A 20,476-nucleotide genomic window follows, 5' to 3' on the forward strand; every position below is an offset into this window, starting at 1 on the left:
GACCTATCATGAGCAAGTCAATTCGCATCGTTCCCTCGCTCGCAGCGCACACGGAAATGGCGAAATGCTCGGTGTGCTCGCTGAAAACTCTGTGCCTGCCACACGGTTTGAGTTCCACCGAGTTGGGGCAGCTCGACAAGCTGGTCGTACGGCGGCGCAGGCTCGAGCGTGACGAGAGCCTGTATCGCATGGGCGACCCGTTCAGGAACCTGTATGCGGTCCGGTTCGGTCAGTTGAAGACCTACCAGCTTGACGCACACGGTTCGCAACAAATTACCGGGTTTCAAATGACCGGCGACCTGCTCGGTTTGGATGCAATCGGCGGCGGCAGCCACCATTGCGGCGCGCTTGCATTGGAGGACAGCGAGGTGTGCGAAATCTCCTACGCTGACCTGGAGGAGATGCTGACGCAACTGCCTCGCCTGATGCAGCACTTCCACCGCATCATGAGTAACGAAATTTCACGGGAGCAGGGGGCAATGCTCTTCCTCGGGAGCGCCAAGGCTGAACAGCGTTTCGCCATTTTCCTGCTGGGCCTATCGGCGCGCCATGCGGCACGCGGCTATTCCGCCACCAGCTTCCAGCTACGCATGTCGCGCGAAGAGATCGGCAGCTATTTGTCGCTGACCATCGAGAGCGTCAGTCGCCTGATTTCTGCATTCCGGAAAAGTGGATGGATCGAGGTGGACAATCGCGAGGTTGAAATCCTGGACTTGGCGAGCCTGCGTGCACTGTCGGCGGGGATGGGAACGGCGGGAACTTTCAAGTCTGCGGCCAAGGTCCAGCCCAGGCCGGGCAAGGCCATGGGTATGGTCCAGCACCGTATCGCGGCCTGAGCTGCCGATGTCCGGCGAGCGCAGTTTGGCCGGTCTCCGGCGCAGCCGGAAGGCGAAGCTGCGACAGTTTTTCATCAGATTTGCTCCGAGAAACCTCGTCCTTTCAGGACGGGGTGAAAGGAGCCGACTGCGTAGCAGTCGATGCCTTGGCTTTAAGAGTGGAACCATGGTCGACAATGGCTGTCGAACCTTGATGAAACTGGTTTACCGCTACCGCGTCAAGTCCCTGACCGGCCTGCTGAACACGCAGGCCCGGGCAGTCAACTTCGTCTGGAACTACTGCAACGACAGGCAAAAGGATGCGCTGCGTTTCGGTCGCCGCTGGCATACCGGTTTTGATCTGATCAAGCTCACTACGGGGTGCAGCAAGGAGCTTGGACTTCACTCGGGTACCGTCAACGACGTGTGCCAGCAGTATGCGAAGTCGCGCTCCCAGTCGCGCCGTCCCTACCTTCGCTATCGGGGCAGGAAGTCGCAGGGCTGGGTGCCGTTGAAAGGGCGTGAACTGAAACGCGAAGGAAATGCCTTCCGCTTCGCCGGCAATACCTTCCGCGTGTTTTATTCGCGTGCGCTGCCCGAGGGCAAAATCACCGACGGGACCAACTTCTCGCGCGACCGGCGCGGCAACTGGTTCCTCAATATCGTCCTTGAAGTACCGGCGCCGTCTGCCCGCTTGCCGGTGCGCGGTGTGGGAATCGACCTTGGCTTGAAAAACCTGGCTACCCTGAGCGATGGCAGCCGTATCGCGGCGCCGCAGATCTACCGTGCCAGCGAGGCGGCGCTGGCCGTGGCCCAGCGCGCCCGCAAGAAAAAGCGGGTCGCGGCGATCCACACAAAGATTGCCAATCGCCGCCGCCATTACCTGCATACTTGCACCAGCGCCATCGTCGGCGCGTTCGACTATATTGTGGTTGGAAATATCAATGCTTCCGCGCTCGCCAAAACCAGCATGGCGAAGTCCGTCTACGATGTCGGCTGGTCGTCCTTCTGTACACAACTGGCGTACAAGGCTGTTAAGCATGGCGCCTGGTTTGAAGAAGTGAACGAAAGCTTTACCACCCAGATCTGCTCGAATTGCGGCGCTGTTCCCGATTCGAGGCCGAAAGGTATCGCAGACCTTGGAATAAGGGAATGGCGTTGCTGTGACTGCGGAGCGGTACATGATCGTGATCTCAATGCTGCGCTAAACATTCTCCGTCGCGGACGTGCGACGCTAGCTGTAGGAATCCCCGTCCTTTAGGTCGTGGAGGACGTCAACTCGGCTGCGCTTTCTTCAGTGGCGCGCTTGCGAAGGCGGGAAGCCAGCGCAAGAGCAAATCGATCGTCGAGAAATCCAGTGCGTCGATGGTGTTCTTGAATAATAGCCCGAGCTCGGTGTCGCCCTCCAGCGTCAGCCGGCGGCCAAAAAACAGGCTGTCCGGATCCTCCTCCCGCCGCGCCAGCAGCCACAGGTCATGCATTGCCGACCCAATCGTCAGGTCAGGCTGTCCGCCCGCCTTCAACGGCGCAAAGCGCGTGGTTTGCCAGTGAAAGTCGAACACCAGTCCGGCGTCGTTGACCCGCAAGCGCAGGCATTTCCCTTCCAGCATGGCCTTGACGTCGTCCGGCATCTGCGACGCAATCGTGCAGTTGAGCGCCTGTGCGAACAGGAGCGAGCCCGGATAGGCCGGAAGGCGCTTCAGGCAGGTGACAAGAGCGGCTGGCAGCAATGGGTGGGCCTGGCGCTGGCCGCGCCAGCTCATGCCGCCTCCTGCTGGGTCATGCCGGGCATGCCATACCAGTACCCATTGCAGGCCTCGCCTGGCAGCAGGGGCGCGATCCGCATGCGCGCCTGCGCCGGCGCAAGCGTGCCGCGCCGGACCTCGTCATACAGATCGAGTACCCGGGCCGTGTCCTTCGACTGCGGGCTGATGCGAAGCACGTCCACCCCGGCTGCCGCCAGCTGGTCGAACTCGCCGATCAGGCAGTGCACCCCTGCGGACTGGGTCTGGGTGCCGTTCAGGACCAGGAAGGGCTCGTGGGCACGGGTTCGCAGCAGCAAGCCGTCCGGATGTTCCAGGCAGCTGAACTGGCAGTCATCCTTGGGCAGGTTGCGGTAGCGGGCGGTGAAGCAGCGCGCCGAGAAGGCCAGGGGCATGCGCCCGTGGGCGAAGATCTCGGTTTCCATCTGCGCAGGGCCGTCTTGCAGCACGTGCGAGAGCTGCGCGCGGCCCATCTCGAGCGGCAGCGTCCAGCGCACGGCGCCAAGCTCGGCCATCATCGCGAGCGATGGCCCATTGTACAAATTCAGGTGCGGGCCCGCGACAAATGGCGTACCGCCGGGCAGTGCGTGTATGGCGCCAAAATCGTTGGCCTCGACCAGGAAGCGGCCGTTCGACATGATCTTGCGCATTGTCCCGAGTTCGCTGCCTGATTCGATCAGGGCCTGGGTCGACAACACGGCTTGCTTGCCGGATTCGGCGAGCAAGTCGGCGATGTCGAGCCAGTCGCTCAGGCGCAGTTCATGGCGGCGCGAGCAGACCGTTTCCCCGAGATAAACGATATCGGCGGGTCCGCCGGCCACCTCCTGGTAAAACTCGAAAACGGTTTCGCGCGGCCAGTAGGTAAGGATAGGCCCCAAGGCAAGTTTCAACATCAAGTGCTCCGCATTAAAGACAGGTTATTTCCAGGCGCGGTGATATGCGCCCAAGGTGTGCTGCTGGCCCTCCGCGACCTTTCCAAGCGCGCTGATCCAGTCGGGCCGTACCGTAAAGCGCGCCTTGTTGTCACGGTAGGCATCGATCGCGTCGCGCCAGACCCGGGTGACTTGCGCCACATAGGCCGGGCTTCGCTGGCGTCCTTCAATCTTGATGGCACGCACGCCGGCAGCAATCAACTCGGGCAGCAGTTCCAGGGTATTGAGGCTGGCCGGTTCTTCGATGGCATAGTAGGTTTCGCCTTCCACTTCGAAGCGCCCTTTGCACAGCGTCGGATAGCTGGCGTTTTCGCCGGGCTGGTACCGGTCGATGAGGACATTGTTGAGGCGCGCTTCCAGTCCCAGCGGGCCCTCCTGCCACCGGACCGCCTTGGCCGGGGAGCAGACCCCGTGCGTGTTGGGCGACTCCCCGGTGGCGTATGAGGACAGTGCGCAACGGCCTTCCACCATCACGCACAGGCTGCCGAAGCCGAAAACCTCGATCTCGACCGGGGTATGGGCGATCAGCTGGCGTATCTGGGTCATCGACAGTACCCGCGGAAGTACCGCGCGCGCGATGCCAAAATGCTGGTGATAGAAGTTGATCGCCTCGTAGTTGGTCGCCGAGCCTTGCACCGACAGGTGCAATCGCAAGGCAGGATGGTGCTGGGCGACGTAAGCCATCAGCGCGGGGTCGGCGCAGATCAGGGCATCGACCCCGGCGCCGGCGGCGCGGTCGGCCGCCGCCCGCCAGCCGCTCCATGCCGCGGCTTGCGGATACGTATTGAGCGCCACCAGCACTTTGCGGCCGCGCTGGTGGGCGTAATCGATACCCTGTTCGATCGCTTTGTCGTCGAAGTTGAGCCCTGCGAAATTGCGGGCATTGGTGGCATCGCGAAAGCCGAGATAGACGCAATCGGCGCCATTGTCGACCGCCGCCTTGAGTGCCGGCAAGCTGCCGGCGGGGCAGACCAGTTCTGGCACCGCGATGGCCGCGCGCTGCGCCGTGGGCGATATCGCTGTCATTGGAACCTTCTATTCGTGTTGGAGTAGGCCGCGACTATAAGCGGCCAGCGCGCCGCTGTCCTTAGACTGGATTAAGAATGCCGCGTGGATCGCGCGCCTCCGCCCGCGGGCGCCGTCACGGCGCGTGGACAGGCTTGGCCATTTCTTGACCTGATTTAAGGAACCGGCGCAAGCAGAAATAGGACAATCGCCGCACAGAGAAAGGAATGGCAATGGAGACTATCCTGGCGTACCCGACGCGCAAGCACGCGTCTGCAACGAGAGCCGCCGCAACTGGCTTGCTGCACGTCGAACCGAATCAAGCCGAGGTATGTCCGGGGCCAATTCTCACTGCCAGGCAGGTAGCGGTCACGGTGCTGCGCGACCTGTTGCCACCCGGCGTGGATGTGCTCTGGTTCAGTGAATTCAGTGCATTGACCGAGCCCTTGGGGATGAACGAGCGGGCCCTGCGGACAACACTGTTCCGTCTCGCACAACAGGGCGTGGTCCAGGGGATCCGCATCGGCAAGCGCAGCGCCTATCGGCTCGCCATCGCACCGGACTGGCAACGCTCGCCGGACAAGGAAGCTGCGTGGTCAGGTGCGTGGTGCGTGGCGATCCGCCTGCGCGGGAGGGCGCCGCCGGCACGGCGTGCCGCATGCGAGGCGAACCTGGTCGCGGCCGGATTCCGGCCCGTCGCCGCTGGTGTGCTGCTTCGGCCGCAGTTTGGCGCGTGTCCGGTCCACGCGATCCTGGAACGGCACAGGATGCAGGATGCCACCCTGGTGCTCACGGCAGAGCAACCTCCGACGCCAGGAAACCGCAGTGTGCTCGACATGGTCAGCGATTGCTGGCAACTGGGCCCGCTCATGTCCGACTACCAGGAGCTGAGCAGGCGCTGCGAGGAATTTCTTGCGTGCCCCATGTCGAACCACCTGAGTGGTGGTGCGGAAGGCGAGTTCGTCAAGGGCGCACTCCTGCTGCACGAGTGGCAGACCTTGTTGTCGCGCGACCCCGCGCTTCCTGCCCAACTCCTGCCTGCGCAATGGCCGAAAGAACAGGCGGCGGCCTTGATCGGCGAGCTGCGCTCCCGTGTGGCGCAGGGAGCCTTCGTGCGGGGAGTGTTGGCCCCGGCCCGTAACCGGCGCCCGCCCTCGTCCGGTGCAGGACTCTCCGGGTGATCGTCCCGGCGCGTCACCATGCGTGCACGCGGCCGCTTCCGGACGAGAATCCGGGCAAGTCGGAAAAGTTTGATGTGAGTCAATTTTTTATGGTGGCATCGAAATGTATGATTTGATCGTCGTCAAACGATGCAAGCTCGCATCAAACATAGAAAAGTGAGAAGGAAATGAAAAAGACCAAGATTTCGCAAGCCATCGTCGCACTCGCCATGAGCGCTGCCGTGATGGCGCCGGCATTTGCGCAGCATGCTGGTCACGCCAAGGCTTCCGACAGCGCCGCAGTCCAATACCGGCCTGACGTCACCTATACCCTTCGTACCGATATCGCCGACGGCAAGCTGGTGTTCGTTGGCGAAACCGGCGCCATGAAAGGCGTGGCCAATCCTACGTTGAATGTGCCGGAAGGCGCGGTGGTGCAGATAAACCTCGTCAACGGCGACGGCGCTGTCCACGATGTGAGCATCCCGGACTTCAACGTCAAGTCGAACCAGATCAATGACAAAGGCGCGAGCACCTCGATCGTCTTCAAGGCCGACAAGAAGGGCGTGTTCACCTATATCTGTTCGCTGCCTGGCCACGTCGCGGCCGGCATGATCGGCAAGATCGTCGTGGGCGGAGCGGTGGCTGCGCAAGTGCCGCAGGGCGCCGATATTTCGCAGAATCCTATGATGACGGGAAAGCCCGTCGGCGCGCGCGGTCCGCAGAAACTGAGCGTGAACCTTGAGACCACCGAAATCGTGGGCCAGCTTGCGGACGGCACGACCTACAAGTACTGGACCTTCAATAACAAGGTGCCAGGCCCGTTCCTGCGCGTGCGCGTCGGCGACACGGTGGAGGTCAACATGGCCAACGCCAAGGATAGCCACATGATCCATTCGGTCGACTTCCACTCGGTGACCGGTCCGGGCGGTGGCGCGGCCGTGACCCAGGCGGCGCCAGGCAGCACCAAGAGCTTCACGTTCAAGGCACTCAATCCCGGCCTGTACGTGTACCACTGCGCCACGCCGATGGTCGCCCAGCACATCTCGAACGGCATGTACGGCATGATCCTGGTGGAGCCGGAAGGCGGCTTGCCGAAAGTGGATCGCGAATTCTATGTCATGCAGGGGGAACTGTACACCGCGCAGCGCCATGGTACGCCCGGGGAAGCCGAGTTCTCGCTGGAGAAACTGCTGGACGAGAATCCTGAACACCTGATGTTCAACGGCAATCACGATGCCTTGACCAAGACCCACCGCATGGAAGCGAAGGTGGGTGAGACGGTGCGCATCTTCTTCGGCGTGGGTGGTCCGAACGCGACGTCGAGCTTCCACGTGATCGGTGAAATATTCGACCGTGTCTACAACCTGGGCGACCTGACATCGCCACCATTGAAGAACGTCCAGACGGTGAGCGTGCCGCCAGGCGGCGCCACGATGGTCGAGTTCAAGGTGGAGGTGCCGGGACGCTACATCCTGGTCGACCATGCCTTGTCGCGCATGGAAAAAGGACTTGCGGGCTTCTTGCATGTGGTTGGCAAGGAGAATCGCGGGGTGTTCCACACTGCCAGCAAACCGGACGCCGACTCGGGACACTAAGCCCTGAGCTCAGGCTGCAGACCCGCCATGCGCGGGTCTTTTGCATTTTCCGAATCGAATAATATGACAGGCTTTCAAAAGATCCCGCCATGACAACCAAGAAAATAGACCGGCGTGTCTTTCTCAAACGACTTCCACTGTTCAGCGATTTCGCGCCCAGCGAACTCGATGAGCTGGCCAACCGGACGACAGAATTGCACGTTGCCCGGGGCGTGCCGGTTTTTCACCGCGGCGATCCGTGCCAGGGCTTTCATATCGTGATTTATGGCCAGGTCAAGCTCGGGTTCCTGTCGGTCGAAGGCGGCGAGAAGATTGTCGAAATCGTCGGGCCGGGCTTCAGCTTTGGCGAGGCGCTGATGTTCATGGAGAAGCCGTATATCCTGAGTGCCACCGCGCTGGCCGATTCCATGTTGCTGCATATTTCCAAAGAAGCGGTGTTCAGCGAACTGGAGCGCAATCCTGCGTTCGCTCGACGTATGCTCGCGGGCATGAGCCGGCGGCTGCACGGGCTTATTTCGGATGTGGAGTCGTATTCGCTACGTTCCGGCAGCCAGCGCATTGTGGGTTATCTGCTGAAGGATGAACCTGATGGCGACGGTGCCCAGGTCACGCTCACCATCAGTAAGAAGTCGCTGGCGTCGCGGCTCAATCTCACGCCTGAATATTTTTCGAGGGTGCTGCGCGACCTGACTGCCCACGGCATGATTTCTGTTGAGGGGCGCTCGATCACCATTCATGACATCGAGCGCCTGCGCGTCTACGAAGGATGAACCTGCCGCTGCACTGAGCGGCAGGACAAGGTGGCGCGGGGGCAGGAAGTTTTAGCTGACGATCCTGAAATCGATGACCACTTCACCCGGATCGCGTGCCACGTAGGCGGCCTGCAGACGCGGGCCGAAGTGTTGGGACAACTGCTGAAGCAGCGGCAAAGGATCGTGGTCGTTACAGAAGCGCATCGTCTCGCCGATCGTGAGCGCGCTGAGCGCGCCGAAGATGGCCGCATGCCGGAAGCGGCGGGCAACGCCGCGGGCGTCGAACAGATAGGTGCCTTCTGCAGTTTGTGGAGCCGAGCAATCGTGGGACATGGAATTCTCCTAATGGTGTAGGGGCGGCCACCAGCTGCCTGGAAGCGCCGCAGACCTTGTTGGTTCTATTGGCGATGGAATAGTCGTCCGCCGGTCGGCCGGGATGTGGCGCCTGACCTCCCGAAGGCTTGCGTCAATGTTAGGTGCCGGAGGAGTCCCCGGTCTATGATGCAAGTCAAGATTCGAAAAAAGGACTGTGTCTGATCGATGAGCCGGGCGCGCACCACGAAAACGATCTAGCCCCCGCACGAACCGCAACAGCTACCGTTGGAATGATTTTGTTTTGCCCGGTGGCCGATGTCCGCCAACACGTTTTCAAGTTCCTGCTGCGATGTGCGGTCCTGATCGAAGTTGATGCCGACTGTGGATTTTTCTGACTGGGCGTCGACCGCGTGGACGCCTGGTACGGCGCGCAATGCTCTTACCACCCGGCTGACGGCAGCCTCGTGCAGACTGGAGGCCAACTGAAGATTAATGTAGGTCATCGGTATTTCCCTCATATGTATTGGCGCGTCAATGCGCGCGTTGTGAGACATTATCGGATCAGCGTGCGCATGCTGCCTTAAAGCAGTTCAAGGTTTTCCTGAGCCTCGCGCCACGCCGCCACACGGCTATCGGAGACATGCTTTAACACTGAGAACGAGGCTGGCATTTTTGATGCATATCAAAGACTTTCCGGCACTCAATCCTTAGTCTCGTGACATGCTCAAACAGGATCAGTGTCATGCAAGTCGTTAAACTACCTACCAACAAGACCACGCTACCAAGGACAGGAACACTCAGGTCGACGGACTACGTCGCTGCATGCGATTCCGTATATCCGACCAGCGCTCACTTCAGCGACGATTTCACATACCGTGACTATCTTCATGCGGTCGCCGCACTGCGCATGCGCGGCCGCAGTAACGCGCTCGCCTTGTATTTCAACCTTCCATTTTTTGACGCGCACACATACAGCGGCGACAGCGGTAACGTCGTTTCCATCGGAAGCGAGAACGCGGCACTTTACCTGAGTTACCTTAAACGTGAAATCAAACTTCAAGGTCGGCTGTTAAGCGGCATGAACAGGGTGGAAGGTTTGCATTTCAGCGGCGCCCCGCTCTGCCTGAATCAAACTCAGCTGGAAGAACTGATGCTCCACGTGCATCGCTGGTTCAAGTTTGCACCGGGTAAAAAGGGCGAGTATTCCATCGAAGTTGACCCGTACCAAGTCGCGCCCGAACGGTTGTACGGCCTCCGCGAACTAGGTTTCAATCGTATCTGCCTGCTTGTAGGGTCTGGCAACATGGCAATGCATCACGGCGATGATCGCATTAAGCGGACCACCGGATTTCAGCCGATGATTGAAGTGTCCCGCGCAGCAGACTTCCGCTCAATCAAGGTCACCCTGGTTTGCAGCCCGTCGCAACGGCACCGGACATCCGACATGGACGCGCTCGCAGAGGTCATCAAGGCGAAACCCGATCGCATAGGAATAACTTATCCTGCGCAAGCGCTGGACACCCGGCACCCCGTTCGTGCAGACGATGAGCTAATGGACATGTGCGCGAGGTCAGGATATATCCACGTCGGACTGGACCAGTTTGCCTTACCTGCGGATGACTGGATCATCGCCCAAACCCAAGGCCGTTTGCATCATAACTTGTACGGCTACTCGACCCGGGCCGACATGAACCTCATTTCATTCGGCGTCTCTGCCATTAGTTCGGTCGGCGGCAGCTATAGCCAGAATGTCCAGCGTTTCGATGCGTACTACGATTCTCTGGACAGAAACGAGTTGCCTGTCGCTCGTGGGATGCGGTTAAGCATTGACGACATCTTGCGCCGGACGATCGTAGAGATGCTGACGTGTCAGTTCGAGCTTTCGATTCCGGTGATCGAGCAGGCGTTCTCGATTTCGTTCGCTGAATACTTCCAGCGGGAGTATCTGATGCTCGCCGAGTTCGAGCGTTGCGGCCTTGTCGCCATCGAGCTGGAATGGCTGACCATCACAGCCACGGGGCGGAAACGGATTCGCGATATATCGATGGTTTTCTGCCGCTGACTGCGCGATCGTTTGGCGACACGGATCAGTTCTTCAAAGGATCAAGCGGATGACCAGCGACGTATCGCAGCGGCGTGCCGCCAGCACCGGCAACACTTCACTCCAGGTTCTCGTGATGGCCGCCGACGCCTTTCTTCCAGTAGGCCGATACCCGCATCGCCCCCTTTGGCAGGTTCTTCTCCGCGAGATGCTTGCGGATCTCCTTCATTGCCCAAGCCTCGCCTGCGCACCACGCGAAACCTTCACCTTCGGGAAGTTCCATGTCCTGGATGGCCGTCACCAGTTCGTCATCGCTGCCGACCCATCGCACGTCTAGTTCGGCATCGGTGGCCGGCACGATCCGGTCATCCACTGCGGCAGCGGCGACGACGATGACTTTCACCCGGATCGGCAGTTCTGCGAGGCGCCGGCGAATCGCGGGCAGGGCGGTGGCGTCGCCCGCGAGCAGGTGCCAGTCAAAGTCGGCCGGCACGATCATCGAGCCGCGCGGCCCGCCGATGGTGGCGGATTGCCCCGGCACCGCCTGGCGTGCCCAGGCCGATGCCTTTCCTTCCCCATGCAGGGCGAACTCGATCGTCAGTTCGCATGCATCGGCGTCAAAGCGGCGCGGCGTATAGTCGCGCCATACCACTTCACCGCCGGCATCGACGAACATGAACTTGACATGGTCGTCGAATCCCCGCGATTCGAAACCGGCCAGGCTGCTGCCGCCGAAAGTAATGCTGACAAAGTGGGCGCCAAGCGGCTCAACCCGGCGGACGGCGACATCGCGCTTGTGCAATTCATAACGTACGCGCTCCACAATTCGTTGTGAGGTATGCATCAGGACTCCAATGGTTGATAATGTCTCCTATTGTCGGAAAATTGGTTGATATAGTCAACTACATTTTTCTCGCGCACCGGGACGTCTTTCCGTAGCGCCCCCAATCGTTGATAATGTCGTGATGATGAGAATGCCAGCTGACAAAGCGGATCCCTCCGGCGCGGTATCGCCTGCCGATGTATTCGAAGCAATTCACGGGATCATGCACGCACACCGCTCCCAGTTGTTCCGGACTTCGCGCGATGGTGGCTTAGAGCTCGCCCACATGGAGCACAAGGTGCTTGGGTTCTTCGCGCGCCATCCGGGCGCGACCCAGACCGATCTTGGCGTTCACTCGGGCCGGGACAAGGCACAGCTGGCGCGGCTTGTCCGCAGCCTGCGCGACAAGGGCCTGCTGGACGCCCGAGCCGACGACGCCGACCGGCGCAGCACCCGGCTGTTCCTGACGCCGGCAGGGCAGGCGGCGCATGACGCCATGCGCCTGCAAGGCAACGACCTTGCCGACCGCGCCTTCGCCGGCCTGAGCGGCGAGGAATGCAAGGCGCTCGCCGCGCTTCTCAGCCGGGTTCGCGCGAACCTGGACGCCGCCACAGGCGGCGGCTGACGCCATTCCACGACAACCCCAACGGCTGCACGATCTATTTGCAGCCACGCCACGACAACCCACAAGAAAACGAGACAAACCGAATGAGCCTTTTCCGCACTAAAAACCTGGACCACATGGTGGCGCAAAGCCGCGTTCCCGGGGGCTTGCACAAAGTCCTGGGACCAGCCGACCTTGTCCTGATGGGCATCGGCGCCATCGTCGGCACCGGCATCTTCGTATTGACCGGCACGGGTGCGCTCACCGCCGGCCCGGCACTGACGCTGTCCTTTGTCATTGCCGCCGTGGCCTGCGGCCTCGCCGCGCTGTGCTACGCCGAATTCGCTTCGACCGTACCGGTCGCCGGTTCCATCTACACCTACACCTATGCCACCATGGGCGAGATGGTCGCCTGGATGATCGGCTGGGACCTGCTGCTGGAATACGGGCTGGCGACGTCGGCCGTGTCGGTCGGCTGGTCCGGCTACTTCCAGTCGCTCATCGGCGGCTTCGGCATTCACTTGCCGGCGGCGCTGACCGCAGCCCCCGGCGCTGTTCCCGGCGTGGACACGGTGATGAACCTGCCGGCGCTGATCATCATGCTGGTCCTGACCTCCTTGCTTTCCCTGGGGGTGCGGGAGTCGGCGCGCCTGAACAGCATCATGGTGATCATCAAGGTCGGCGTGGTCTTGCTGTTCATTTTTGTCGGCGCGCGCCATGTGCAACCCGCCAACTGGCAGCCGTTCATGCCCTTCGGGATGAGCGGGACCATGAGTGCGGCGGCGCTGGTGTTCTTCGCCTTTATCGGTTTCGACGCCGTGACGTCGGCGGCGGAAGAGGTCAAGCGGCCCGAACGCGACCTTCCGATCGGCATTATCGGCTCCCTCGCCGTTTGCACGGTGCTGTACGTGGTGGTGTCGGCGATCATGACTGGCATCGTGCCATACCAAAACTTCGCCGGTGTCGACCATCCGGTGTCGCTCGCGCTGCAGTACGCGAAGGAGAACTGGGTGGCCGGCTTTGTCGACCTGGGCGCGATCGTCGGCATGACGACCGTGATCCTGGTGATGAGCTTTGGCCAGACCCGCATCATCTTCGCGATGGCGCGCGACGGCTTGCTGCCAAAGCGCCTGGCGACCATTCATCCGAAATACGGCACCCCGTTCCTGGCGACGTGGATCGTCGGCATCGTGTTCGGCCTGATCGCAGCCTTCGTTCCTCTGAACGTGCTGGCCGAGCTGATCAACATCGGCACGCTGGCGGCCTTCTGCCTGGTATCGGTCGCCGTGATCGTCCTTCGCAAGAAGCGCCCGGACCTGCACCGCGCATTCCGCTGCCCTGGCGTTCCATATGTGCCTGCGCTCGCCATCGTGGCCTGCGTGGCCCTGATGACCTTCCTGAGCAAGTCGACCTGGATCGCGTTCGGTATCTGGCTCGTCCTGGGCCTCGCGGTATATTTCATCTATTCGCGCCGCAATTCGGTCTTGCATCCGGCTGAATAAGCTCTTGAAATAGCCCACCGCTGCGTGGGCTACCGTTTTCATCGTACTTGCCGCCCGATTAGCGGAACTCGTGCGAAATCGTTCCCCACTTGTTCCTGCCGGCATTAACGGTGATCACATGGCTGCGCTGGCTGGGATTTTCGATGCGAATCGTGCGCTTGCCGTTTGTGAGTTTCAGGTACTTCATCGGGGGACTGACACCGCGCTTTTCGCCGTCGACGTAAACCGTGCCCCATGGTTTGATTTGCAGTGTATAGATTGTGCCTGGGCCCGAGCGATCCTGCGTGACGGTGTTCGCGGCCTTGGCGACACCAGCATCGACGGCCCTCGCGGCTGCGGGTTTTGCGGCGTCAATGTTTTGCGACGGTGGAGTCGCAGGGACTGGCGACCGGGCTGCCGCCTGGGTGGCGGGCGGATCGCCCGGAACGATCGCGGGCGCGAGTGCTACGCCCCGGGCCGGAGCCGGCACCGTGGCCTGTGGCCGGCCTTCGAGCGCGCCTGCCTGCCGGCCGAGTTGATACGTGCCGTATCCCACCGCTGCCAGCACGCATGCAGCGACCCCGGCCAGCACCAGGCCGCGCGGCCCCTGGCGCGCGAGCGCCCCCGCCGGTGGCAATGCATCTTCCGGTTCCGCTTGCGCTTGCGGCGACACCAGGGATGCAGGCGGCGCCGGCGGCGCCACCTGTTCTTCCAGCAGGTCGCGTAGCGCGTCGATGCTCTGGGGCCGCAGGACACGCTCGCCCCAGAGGCAGCTGTCGACCGCGGCGAGCAGTGACGTGCTGTATGCCGGCAAGCGACGGCCGGCCAGCGGCTCGCGCGGCGGCGCTTCTTCGGTAATGGCGTAGTGGATCACCGACGCCAGCGCCTTCAGGTCGACCGTGATGGCGGGTTGGTAATCCGGATTCGGATTATTCGAAGGCAGCAGCTCCGCGATGGCGTCGTCGTACACGACAATGGTATCGGGCATGATGATCCGGTGCGGCATTTGCATCGCCTGCTGCATTTGGATCGAGCGCAGCACCTGCTTCAAGACTTTCCGGCACCAGGCATCGGTCACCAGTTCGGGTGTCTCCTCGACGACGTCCCTGAGTGTGCGGCCATCTGGATGGTGGTGCGAATGTGCTCGGGCGGTGTGCATCATCGTCGTCTTCCCATCAAATTTGTTGACAGAAATGATGACATATTTGCAGCATATTGTTCCTCATTTATTTGCAAGTGTTGCATCGCCGCGAAGGAGTTGCGGCCCGTCATCGAACGATTCATATGAAGAACACGTCCGACGAACGTGAGCGGGCGATCCCCCGCGCCGACAAGTTAATTGTTAAGTAGAAGTTAATAATGGATTGAATTTTGCAGGATTTATTGCTCGCATCCAGCGTTTAAAGTGCATGCACGACATCAACACCACCACACTGGAGACAGCACAATGAAGACCTACCAAATCGCAACCATCCCTGGCGACGGCATCGGCAAGGAAGTAGTTCCAGCAGGCCGGCAGGTGCTGGAAGCGCTGGCCGCGTCCGGCACCACCTACAAGTTCGCATTCGAAGATTTCGACTGGGGCGGCGACTACTACCGCAAGCACGGCGTGATGATGCCGGCCGATGGCCTGGACGCGCTGCGCACCAAGGATGCCATCCTGTTCGGTTCCGCCGGCGACCCGGACATCGCCGACCACATCACCCTGTGGGGCCTGCGCCTGAAGATCTGCCAGGGCTTCGACCAGTACGCCAACGTGCGCCCGACCCGCATCCTGCCCGGCATCGACGGCCCGCTGAAGCGCTGCCGCGCGGAAGACCTGAACTGGGTCATCGTCCGCGAAAACTCGGAAGGTGAGTACTCGGGCGTGGGCGGCCGCGTGCACCAGGGCCACCCGATCGAAGCCGCGACCGACGTCAGCATGATGACCCGCGTCGGCGTCGAGCGCATCCTGCGCTACGCATTCAAGCTGGCGCAATCGCGTCCACGCAAGCTGCTCACGGTAATCACCAAGAGTAACGCACAGCGCCACGCCATGGTGATGTGGGATGAGATCGCGCTGGAAGTGTCGCGTGAATTCCCGGATGTTAAGTGGGACAAGGAACTGGTCGACGCAGCCACCGCCCGCATGGTCAACCGCCCGGCCACCCTGGACACGATCGTCGCCACCAACCTGCACGCCGACATCCTGAGCGACCTGGCGGCGGCGCTGGCCGGCAGCCTGGGCATCGCCCCGACCGGCAATATCGATCCGGAACGCCGCTATCCGTCGATGTTCGAGCCGATCCACGGTTCCGCCTTCGACATCATGGGCAAGGGCCTGGCCAACCCGATCGGCACCTTCTGGTCGGTCGTCATGCTGCTCGAGCACCTTGGCGAAACCGAAGCCGCGCAGCAGGTCATGCAGGCGATCGAAAGCGTGACCAGCACGCCGGCCCTGCATACCCGCGACCTGGGCGGCACCGCCAACACGGCCGACGTCACCAAGGCAGTGTGCGACTACCTCAGCGCCCGGCGCGAGCGCGCAGCAGCGTAAGGAGCATTGTTCACGGGGCCGCACCATGCGGCCCCTTTTGCTGTACAGGCGTCACACGCCATTCCGCCCTACCGGCCAGACGAGCCCCGGAGGGGACGCCGGAAGCAGCACAGATAACAGGAGACATCATGTCAAAGCGATTTTTTGGAAAGCTGTACGTCCAGGTATTGATTGGCGTCGCGGCTGGCGGCCTGCTCGGCTTTTTCTATCCCCAGCTCGGAGCTGACCTCAAGCCGCTTGGCGACGTCTTCATCCGGCTGATCAAGATGGTGTTCGCACCGGTCATTTTCGCCATGGTCGTACTTGGCATCGCGAAGATGGAAAGCATGAAGGAACTGGGCCGCGTCGGTGTACGGGCCCTGATTTATTTTGAAGTGCTGTCGACCTTCGCGCTGCTGCTTGGCCTGGTCGTGGTGAACGTGTTCCAGCCCGGCTCCGGCATGAACATCGACGCCAAGGCGCTCGACGCCGGTTCGATTTCAAACTACACGGCGGCAGCAGCCAAGTCCAGCGGCTTCGTCGAGTTCCTGCTGAACATGGTGCCGACCAGCGTGGTCGAAGCGCTCGCCAAGAACGACATCCTGCAGATCCTGGTATTCGCAACCATGTTCGGCGTCGCGCTGTCCCACATGGGCCGCCGCGCCAAGCCTGTCGTCGATGTGCTGGAAGCCTTCAGCAACGCCATGTTCGTCGTCGTCGGCATGGTCATGCGCATCGCCCCGATCGCAGCATTCGGCGCCATCGCCTTCACCGTCGGCAAATACGGCCTGGATTCGCTGCTCTCGCTCGGCCAGCTGATGGCCTGCATGTACCTTACCTGCATCGTGTTCGTGTTCGTCGTGCTGAACGCGATCGCCCGCGTCTCCGGCTTCAGCCTGTGGAAGTTCCTCCGCTATATCAAGGATGAAATCTTCACCGTGCTGGGCACCAGCTCGTCGGAATCGGTGATCCCCCAGCTGATGCGCAAGCTGGAACACCTTGGCGTGTCCAAGCCTGTCGTTGGCCTGGTGGTACCCGCCGGCGTGACCTTCAATCCCGACGGCCAGTGCATCTACTACACCATGGCCGCCATCTTCATCGCCCAGGCAACCAACACGCCGCTGTCGATGGTCGACCAGCTGGTGATCATGGGCGTGTTGATGGTCACCTCCAAGGGTTCGGCAGGCGTCACCGGCTCGGGCTTCATCACCCTGGCCGCCACGCTGGCTTCGATGGGAAACATCCCGGTGGCAGGCATGGTCCTGCTGCTCGGCGTCGACCGCTTCATGTCCGAAGCCCGCTCAATCACCAACACCATCGGCAATGCCGTCGGCACCATGGCGATCGCAAAGTGGGTAGGCGCGGTGGACAGCGAGCGCATGAACCGCATCCTCGACGGCCACGACGTCGTCGCTACCGGCACCCAGTCGCTCTACGAGACGCCTGAACCCGAGCTGACCGTGGTCGGACTGGGCGCCCAGAAGGCAAGCGCCTGAACCGCAGCGCCTACCAGGAGATAGAGATGGATATGGCACCCGAGTTCGATGCACTGGGCGGCGTGGCGGGGCAGGGCGACAGCGCACGCAAGCTGCTGCGGCAGATGTTCGACGCCGCCATCGCGGCGGCCCAGCCGGCCCTGTGCATCCCGCCGCACTTGCCCGAGGCGCCGGCCGGCCGCCTGGTCGTCATCGGCGCGGGCAAGGCGTCCGCCGAGATGGCGCGGGCCGTCGAACAAAGCTGGAACGGCAAGCTGGAAGGCCTGGTGGTTACGCGATATGGCTACGCGGTTCCATGCAACAGCCTGGAAATCGTGGAAGCGGCCCACCCGGTCCCGGACAAGTCCGGGCTGGAGGCGGCGCGCCGGATGCTGGCGCTGGTCGGCGGGCTGACCGCCGAGGACACCGTGCTGTGCCTGATCTCGGGCGGCGGATCCTCGCTGCTGCCCTTGCCGCTGCCAGGCATCACGCTGGAGGAAAAGCAGGCGGTCAACCGGCTGCTGCTCGCCTCCGGCGCCAGCATCAGCGAAATGAACTGTGTGCGGCGCCACCTGTCAGCCATCAAGGGCGGCCGCCTGGCGGCGGCATGCCATCCGGCGCGTGTCGTCACGCTGCTTATCTCGGACGTCCCCGGAGACGACCCGATCGACATCGCCTCCGGACCAACCGTCCCGGATCCAACCACTTGCGCCGATGCGCTGGCCATCGTCCGCCGCTACGGGATCGAATTGCCGCCCAACGTGCGGCAGGTGCTGGAAAGCGGCGAGGGCGAATCGGTCAAGCCGGGCGACCCCCGCCTGGCCGGCAGCGTAGTGAACATGGTAGCCACGCCCCAGATGGCGCTGCAGGCGGCCGCGAAGGTCGCCGAACAGGCGGGCATCAGCGCTTACATCCTCGGCGACAGCATCGAAGGCGAAGCGCGCGAAGTGGGCAAGGTCATGGCGGGCATCGCGCTGCAGGTGGCGCGGTGCGGCCAGCCGTTCCAGACGCCATGCGTGCTGCTGTCCGGCGGCGAAACGACCGTCACCATCAAGGGCAATGGCCGCGGGGGGCGCAACGTCGAATTCCTGCTGTCCTGCGCCGCCGCGCTGCGAGGGGAACCGGGCGTGTACGGCCTGGCGGGCGACACCGATGGCATGGACGGGCAGGAGGAAATCGCCGGCGCCTTCTTCACACCGGACACGCTCGAACGGGCCTTTGCCAGCGGTATCCGCCCGCTCGAAAGCGTGGACCGCAACGACGGCCACGGCTTCTTCCAGGCGCTGGGCGACTCGCTCGTGACCGGGCCGACCCTCACCAACGTCAATGACTTCCGGGCCATTCTCATCAACGCATCAACCGCCCCAGGGGACAAGAATGCATCGTAATCGCAAAGCAAAAATCGTTGCCACAGTCGGCCCCGCAAGTTCGGATGCCGCAACGCTCAAGGCCATGTTCCGCGCCGGCGCCGATGTCTTCCGCCTCAACTTCAGCCACGGCACCCACCAGGATCACAAGGAGCGCCTGGATATCCTGCGCGGCCTGGAACAGACCCTGGGACGGCCGGTCGGCGTGCTGCTCGACCTGCAGGGGCCCAAGCTGCGCATCGGCACTTTCGCCAATGGTTCCATCAAGCTGGAAGCGGGCGGCTCGTTCCGGCTCGATCTCAACGCAGGCAAGCCGGGCGACCAGGAGCGCATCGCGCTGCCGCACCCCGAGATTTTCGCGGCGCTCGACACGGGTACGCGCCTGCTGCTGGACGACGGCCGTATCGAGCTGCAGGTCGACAGCTTCTCGCCCGAGCATGCCGACACCACCGTGGTCACCGGCGGCGTGCTGTCCGACCGCAAGGGCGTGAACGTGCCTGGCGTGGTGGTGCCGATGTCGGCGCTGACCGAGAAGGACCGCAGGGATCTCGACTTCGGCCTGACGCTCGGCGTGGACTGGATCGCGCTGTCCTTCGTCCAGCGCGCCGAGGACATCCATGAGATCAAGGAGATCGTGAAGGGACGCGCCGGCATCGTGGCCAAGCTGGAAAAGCCCGCCGCGATCGCCCAGCTGGACGCGATTGTCGAAGCGGCCGACGCCGTGATGGTGGCGCGCGGCGACCTTGGCGTGGAGCTGCCGGCGGAGCAGGTGCCGGCGATCCAGAAGCGCATCGTGCGCGTATGCCGCCGCCTGGGCAAGCCTGTCATTGTCGCGACCCAGATGCTGGAATCGATGGTGTTGGCGCCGGTGCCGACCCGCGCCGAAGCATCGGACGTGGCGACCGCCATCTACGACGGCGCCGACGCCGTGATGCTGTCGGCGGAATCCGCCTCCGGCAAGTATCCGCTCGAAGCGGTCAGGATGATGAACAGCATCATCATGCAGACCGAATCCGACCCGTACTACAGCGAAAGCATCAAGGCCGGCCAGGCCCCGGCCCGCGCCGAGATCGCCGACGCCATCGGGCTGGCGCTGCGCAATGTGGCCGACCTGCTCGACGTGGCGGCCACCGTGGCCTTCACCAGCTCGGGCCACTCCGCGCTTCGGATGGCGCGCGAGCGGCCGCAGGCGCCCATCATCGGCATGACGCCCAAGCTTGCCACGGCGCGCGGGCTGGCGCTGGTGTGGGGCGTCCACGCGGTGCTGATTCACGACGTCGCGTCGGTATCGGAAATGACGGAATTCGCCTGCGCCACGGCCGCGCGGGAAGGGCTGGCCAAGCCGGGACAGGCCATCGCGATCGCAGCCGGCATGCCATTCGGTACGTCGGGAACCACCAACCTGCTGCGCATCGCGCAGCTTGGCACTAATGAAAATGCCGCTTTTCACTAAAAAATGGGCGCAAGCCCTCACAAAAGGACGAGACATGAACAAGGAATTGATTGCAGCAGCCATCCTGGCTGGCTGCGCCGGTGGCGCTTTCGCCCAAAGCTCCGTGTCGATCTACGGCATCGCCGACGCCGGCTTCGTGCGCGAGAGCGGCGGCACGGCGGGAACCGTCAACAAGCTGACCAGCGGCGCCGCAGCGGCCTCGCGCATCGGCTTCCGCGGGACCGAAGACCTTGGCAACGGCGTGTCCGCCTTGTTCACGCTCGAAACCGGATTCCGGCTCGACACCGGCGAAGTCGATTCGGCCGGCACCATCTTCAACCGCCAGGCCTTTGTCGGCCTGAAAAGCAAGGCAGGCACGCTGACGCTGGGCCGCCAGT

20 protein-coding genes are annotated in these 20,476 nt (G+C 62.5%); 13 read left to right on the forward strand and 7 right to left on the reverse strand.

What is annotated here, in order from left to right; all coding sequences use genetic code 11:
- Nucleotides 1-8 precede the first annotated feature (8 nt).
- On the forward strand, nucleotides 9-836 hold the full coding sequence (gene fnr / locus D3872_RS23080; RefSeq protein ID WP_119812965.1) for a fumarate/nitrate reduction transcriptional regulator Fnr: 828 nt from the start codon (nucleotides 9-11) through the stop codon (nucleotides 834-836).
- Between the two features lie 193 nt (nucleotides 837-1,029).
- Nucleotides 1,030-2,076: an RNA-guided endonuclease InsQ/TnpB family protein gene (locus D3872_RS23085; protein ID WP_119812966.1), complete on the forward strand. Its 1,047-nt coding sequence runs from the start codon at nucleotides 1,030-1,032 to the stop codon at nucleotides 2,074-2,076.
- Nucleotides 2,077-2,089: 13 nt separating this feature from the next.
- Here D3872_RS23085 and ubiT read toward each other — a convergent pair whose 3' ends face one another.
- Genes ubiT through ubiU form a run of 3 tightly spaced genes read right to left on the reverse strand, consistent with a single transcriptional unit; the run spans nucleotide 2,090 to nucleotide 4,536 of the window.
- Nucleotides 2,090-2,578, reverse strand: a complete 489-nt coding sequence (gene ubiT, locus D3872_RS23090) for a ubiquinone anaerobic biosynthesis accessory factor UbiT (RefSeq protein ID WP_119812967.1) — start codon at nucleotides 2,576-2,578, stop codon at nucleotides 2,090-2,092.
- The gene (gene ubiV, locus D3872_RS23095; RefSeq protein WP_119812968.1) at nucleotides 2,575-3,471 is read right to left on the reverse strand and encodes a ubiquinone anaerobic biosynthesis protein UbiV; all 897 of its coding nucleotides are present in this window, start codon (nucleotides 3,469-3,471) and stop codon (nucleotides 2,575-2,577) included. Before ubiV ends, ubiT begins: the two co-directional genes overlap by 4 nt.
- Nucleotides 3,472-3,495: 24 nt before the next feature.
- Entirely contained in the window at nucleotides 3,496-4,536 is a 1,041-nt protein-coding gene (ubiU, locus tag D3872_RS23100) for a ubiquinone anaerobic biosynthesis protein UbiU (RefSeq protein ID WP_119812969.1), read from the reverse strand.
- Between the two features lie 212 nt (nucleotides 4,537-4,748).
- Between ubiU and D3872_RS23105 the strand changes: the two genes are divergently transcribed.
- From D3872_RS23105 to D3872_RS23115, 3 genes are all read left to right on the forward strand, one after another.
- Nucleotides 4,749-5,696, forward strand: coding sequence for a PaaX family transcriptional regulator C-terminal domain-containing protein (locus D3872_RS23105; protein ID WP_182915906.1), 948 nt, complete (start codon nucleotides 4,749-4,751; stop codon nucleotides 5,694-5,696).
- Nucleotides 5,697-5,863: 167 nt separating this feature from the next.
- The gene (gene nirK / locus D3872_RS23110; RefSeq protein WP_119812971.1) at nucleotides 5,864-7,273 is read left to right on the forward strand and encodes a copper-containing nitrite reductase; all 1,410 of its coding nucleotides are present in this window, start codon (nucleotides 5,864-5,866) and stop codon (nucleotides 7,271-7,273) included.
- Between the two features lie 89 nt (nucleotides 7,274-7,362).
- Complete coding sequence (locus tag D3872_RS23115) at nucleotides 7,363-8,043, forward strand: Crp/Fnr family transcriptional regulator (protein WP_119812972.1); 681 nt, start codon at nucleotides 7,363-7,365, stop codon at nucleotides 8,041-8,043.
- A 51-nt stretch (nucleotides 8,044-8,094) separates the two neighbouring features.
- Here the strand turns inward: D3872_RS23115 and D3872_RS23120 are convergent, their stop codons facing one another.
- Entirely contained in the window at nucleotides 8,095-8,358 is a 264-nt protein-coding gene (locus tag D3872_RS23120; protein ID WP_119812973.1) for a DUF2249 domain-containing protein, read from the reverse strand.
- Between the two features lie 236 nt (nucleotides 8,359-8,594).
- Entirely contained in the window at nucleotides 8,595-8,843 is a 249-nt protein-coding gene (locus tag D3872_RS23125; protein ID WP_147373976.1) for a heavy-metal-associated domain-containing protein, read from the reverse strand.
- A 239-nt stretch (nucleotides 8,844-9,082) separates the two neighbouring features.
- Between D3872_RS23125 and D3872_RS23130 the strand changes: the two genes are divergently transcribed.
- Nucleotides 9,083-10,402 (forward strand): oxygen-independent coproporphyrinogen III oxidase, encoded by a 1,320-nt coding sequence (locus D3872_RS23130; protein ID WP_119812975.1) that lies wholly within the window; start codon nucleotides 9,083-9,085, stop codon nucleotides 10,400-10,402.
- A 97-nt stretch (nucleotides 10,403-10,499) separates the two neighbouring features.
- On the opposite strand, the gene D3872_RS23135 is transcribed toward D3872_RS23130, so the two are convergent.
- On the reverse strand, nucleotides 10,500-11,225 hold the full coding sequence (locus D3872_RS23135; RefSeq protein ID WP_119812976.1) for a siderophore-interacting protein: 726 nt from the start codon (nucleotides 11,223-11,225) through the stop codon (nucleotides 10,500-10,502).
- 130 nt (nucleotides 11,226-11,355) lie between these two features.
- Here D3872_RS23135 and D3872_RS23140 point away from each other — a divergent pair, with 130 nt between their 5' ends.
- Both D3872_RS23140 and bcaP read left to right on the forward strand, forming a co-directional pair.
- On the forward strand, nucleotides 11,356-11,829 hold the full coding sequence (locus D3872_RS23140) for a MarR family winged helix-turn-helix transcriptional regulator (RefSeq protein ID WP_229459493.1): 474 nt from the start codon (nucleotides 11,356-11,358) through the stop codon (nucleotides 11,827-11,829).
- 83 nt (nucleotides 11,830-11,912) lie between these two features.
- Nucleotides 11,913-13,310 carry a branched-chain amino acid transporter BcaP gene (gene bcaP / locus D3872_RS23145; protein ID WP_119812977.1) on the forward strand — a complete coding sequence of 466 codons (1,398 nt, stop codon included), beginning with the start codon at nucleotides 11,913-11,915 and terminating at the stop codon, nucleotides 13,308-13,310.
- Nucleotides 13,311-13,368: 58 nt separating this feature from the next.
- Here bcaP and D3872_RS23150 read toward each other — a convergent pair whose 3' ends face one another.
- Nucleotides 13,369-14,451 (reverse strand): serine/threonine-protein kinase, encoded by a 1,083-nt coding sequence (locus D3872_RS23150; RefSeq protein ID WP_147373977.1) that lies wholly within the window; start codon nucleotides 14,449-14,451, stop codon nucleotides 13,369-13,371.
- Between the two features lie 285 nt (nucleotides 14,452-14,736).
- Here D3872_RS23150 and D3872_RS23155 point away from each other — a divergent pair, with 285 nt between their 5' ends.
- The 5 genes from D3872_RS23155 to D3872_RS23175 form a co-directional block, all read left to right on the forward strand.
- Nucleotides 14,737-15,825, forward strand: a complete 1,089-nt coding sequence (locus tag D3872_RS23155) for a tartrate dehydrogenase (protein WP_119812979.1) — start codon at nucleotides 14,737-14,739, stop codon at nucleotides 15,823-15,825.
- A gap of 128 nt (nucleotides 15,826-15,953) precedes the next feature.
- A complete protein-coding gene (locus D3872_RS23160; RefSeq protein ID WP_119812980.1) occupies nucleotides 15,954-17,300 on the forward strand; it encodes a dicarboxylate/amino acid:cation symporter in 1,347 nt (448 codons plus the stop codon).
- Nucleotides 17,301-17,332: 32 nt separating this feature from the next.
- Entirely contained in the window at nucleotides 17,333-18,667 is a 1,335-nt protein-coding gene (locus D3872_RS23165; protein WP_119812985.1) for a glycerate kinase type-2 family protein, read from the forward strand.
- The gene (pyk, locus tag D3872_RS23170; protein WP_119812981.1) at nucleotides 18,657-20,099 is read left to right on the forward strand and encodes a pyruvate kinase; all 1,443 of its coding nucleotides are present in this window, start codon (nucleotides 18,657-18,659) and stop codon (nucleotides 20,097-20,099) included. The genes D3872_RS23165 and pyk overlap by 11 nt, the downstream gene beginning before the upstream one ends.
- Nucleotides 20,100-20,133: 34 nt before the next feature.
- On the forward strand, nucleotides 20,134-20,476 hold a 343-nt coding region (locus D3872_RS23175; RefSeq protein ID WP_147373978.1), incomplete at its 3' end, for a porin.

The organism is Massilia cavernae (genome assembly GCF_003590855.1).
Classification (GTDB): Bacteria; Pseudomonadota; Gammaproteobacteria; order Burkholderiales; family Burkholderiaceae_D; genus Telluria_A; species Telluria_A cavernae.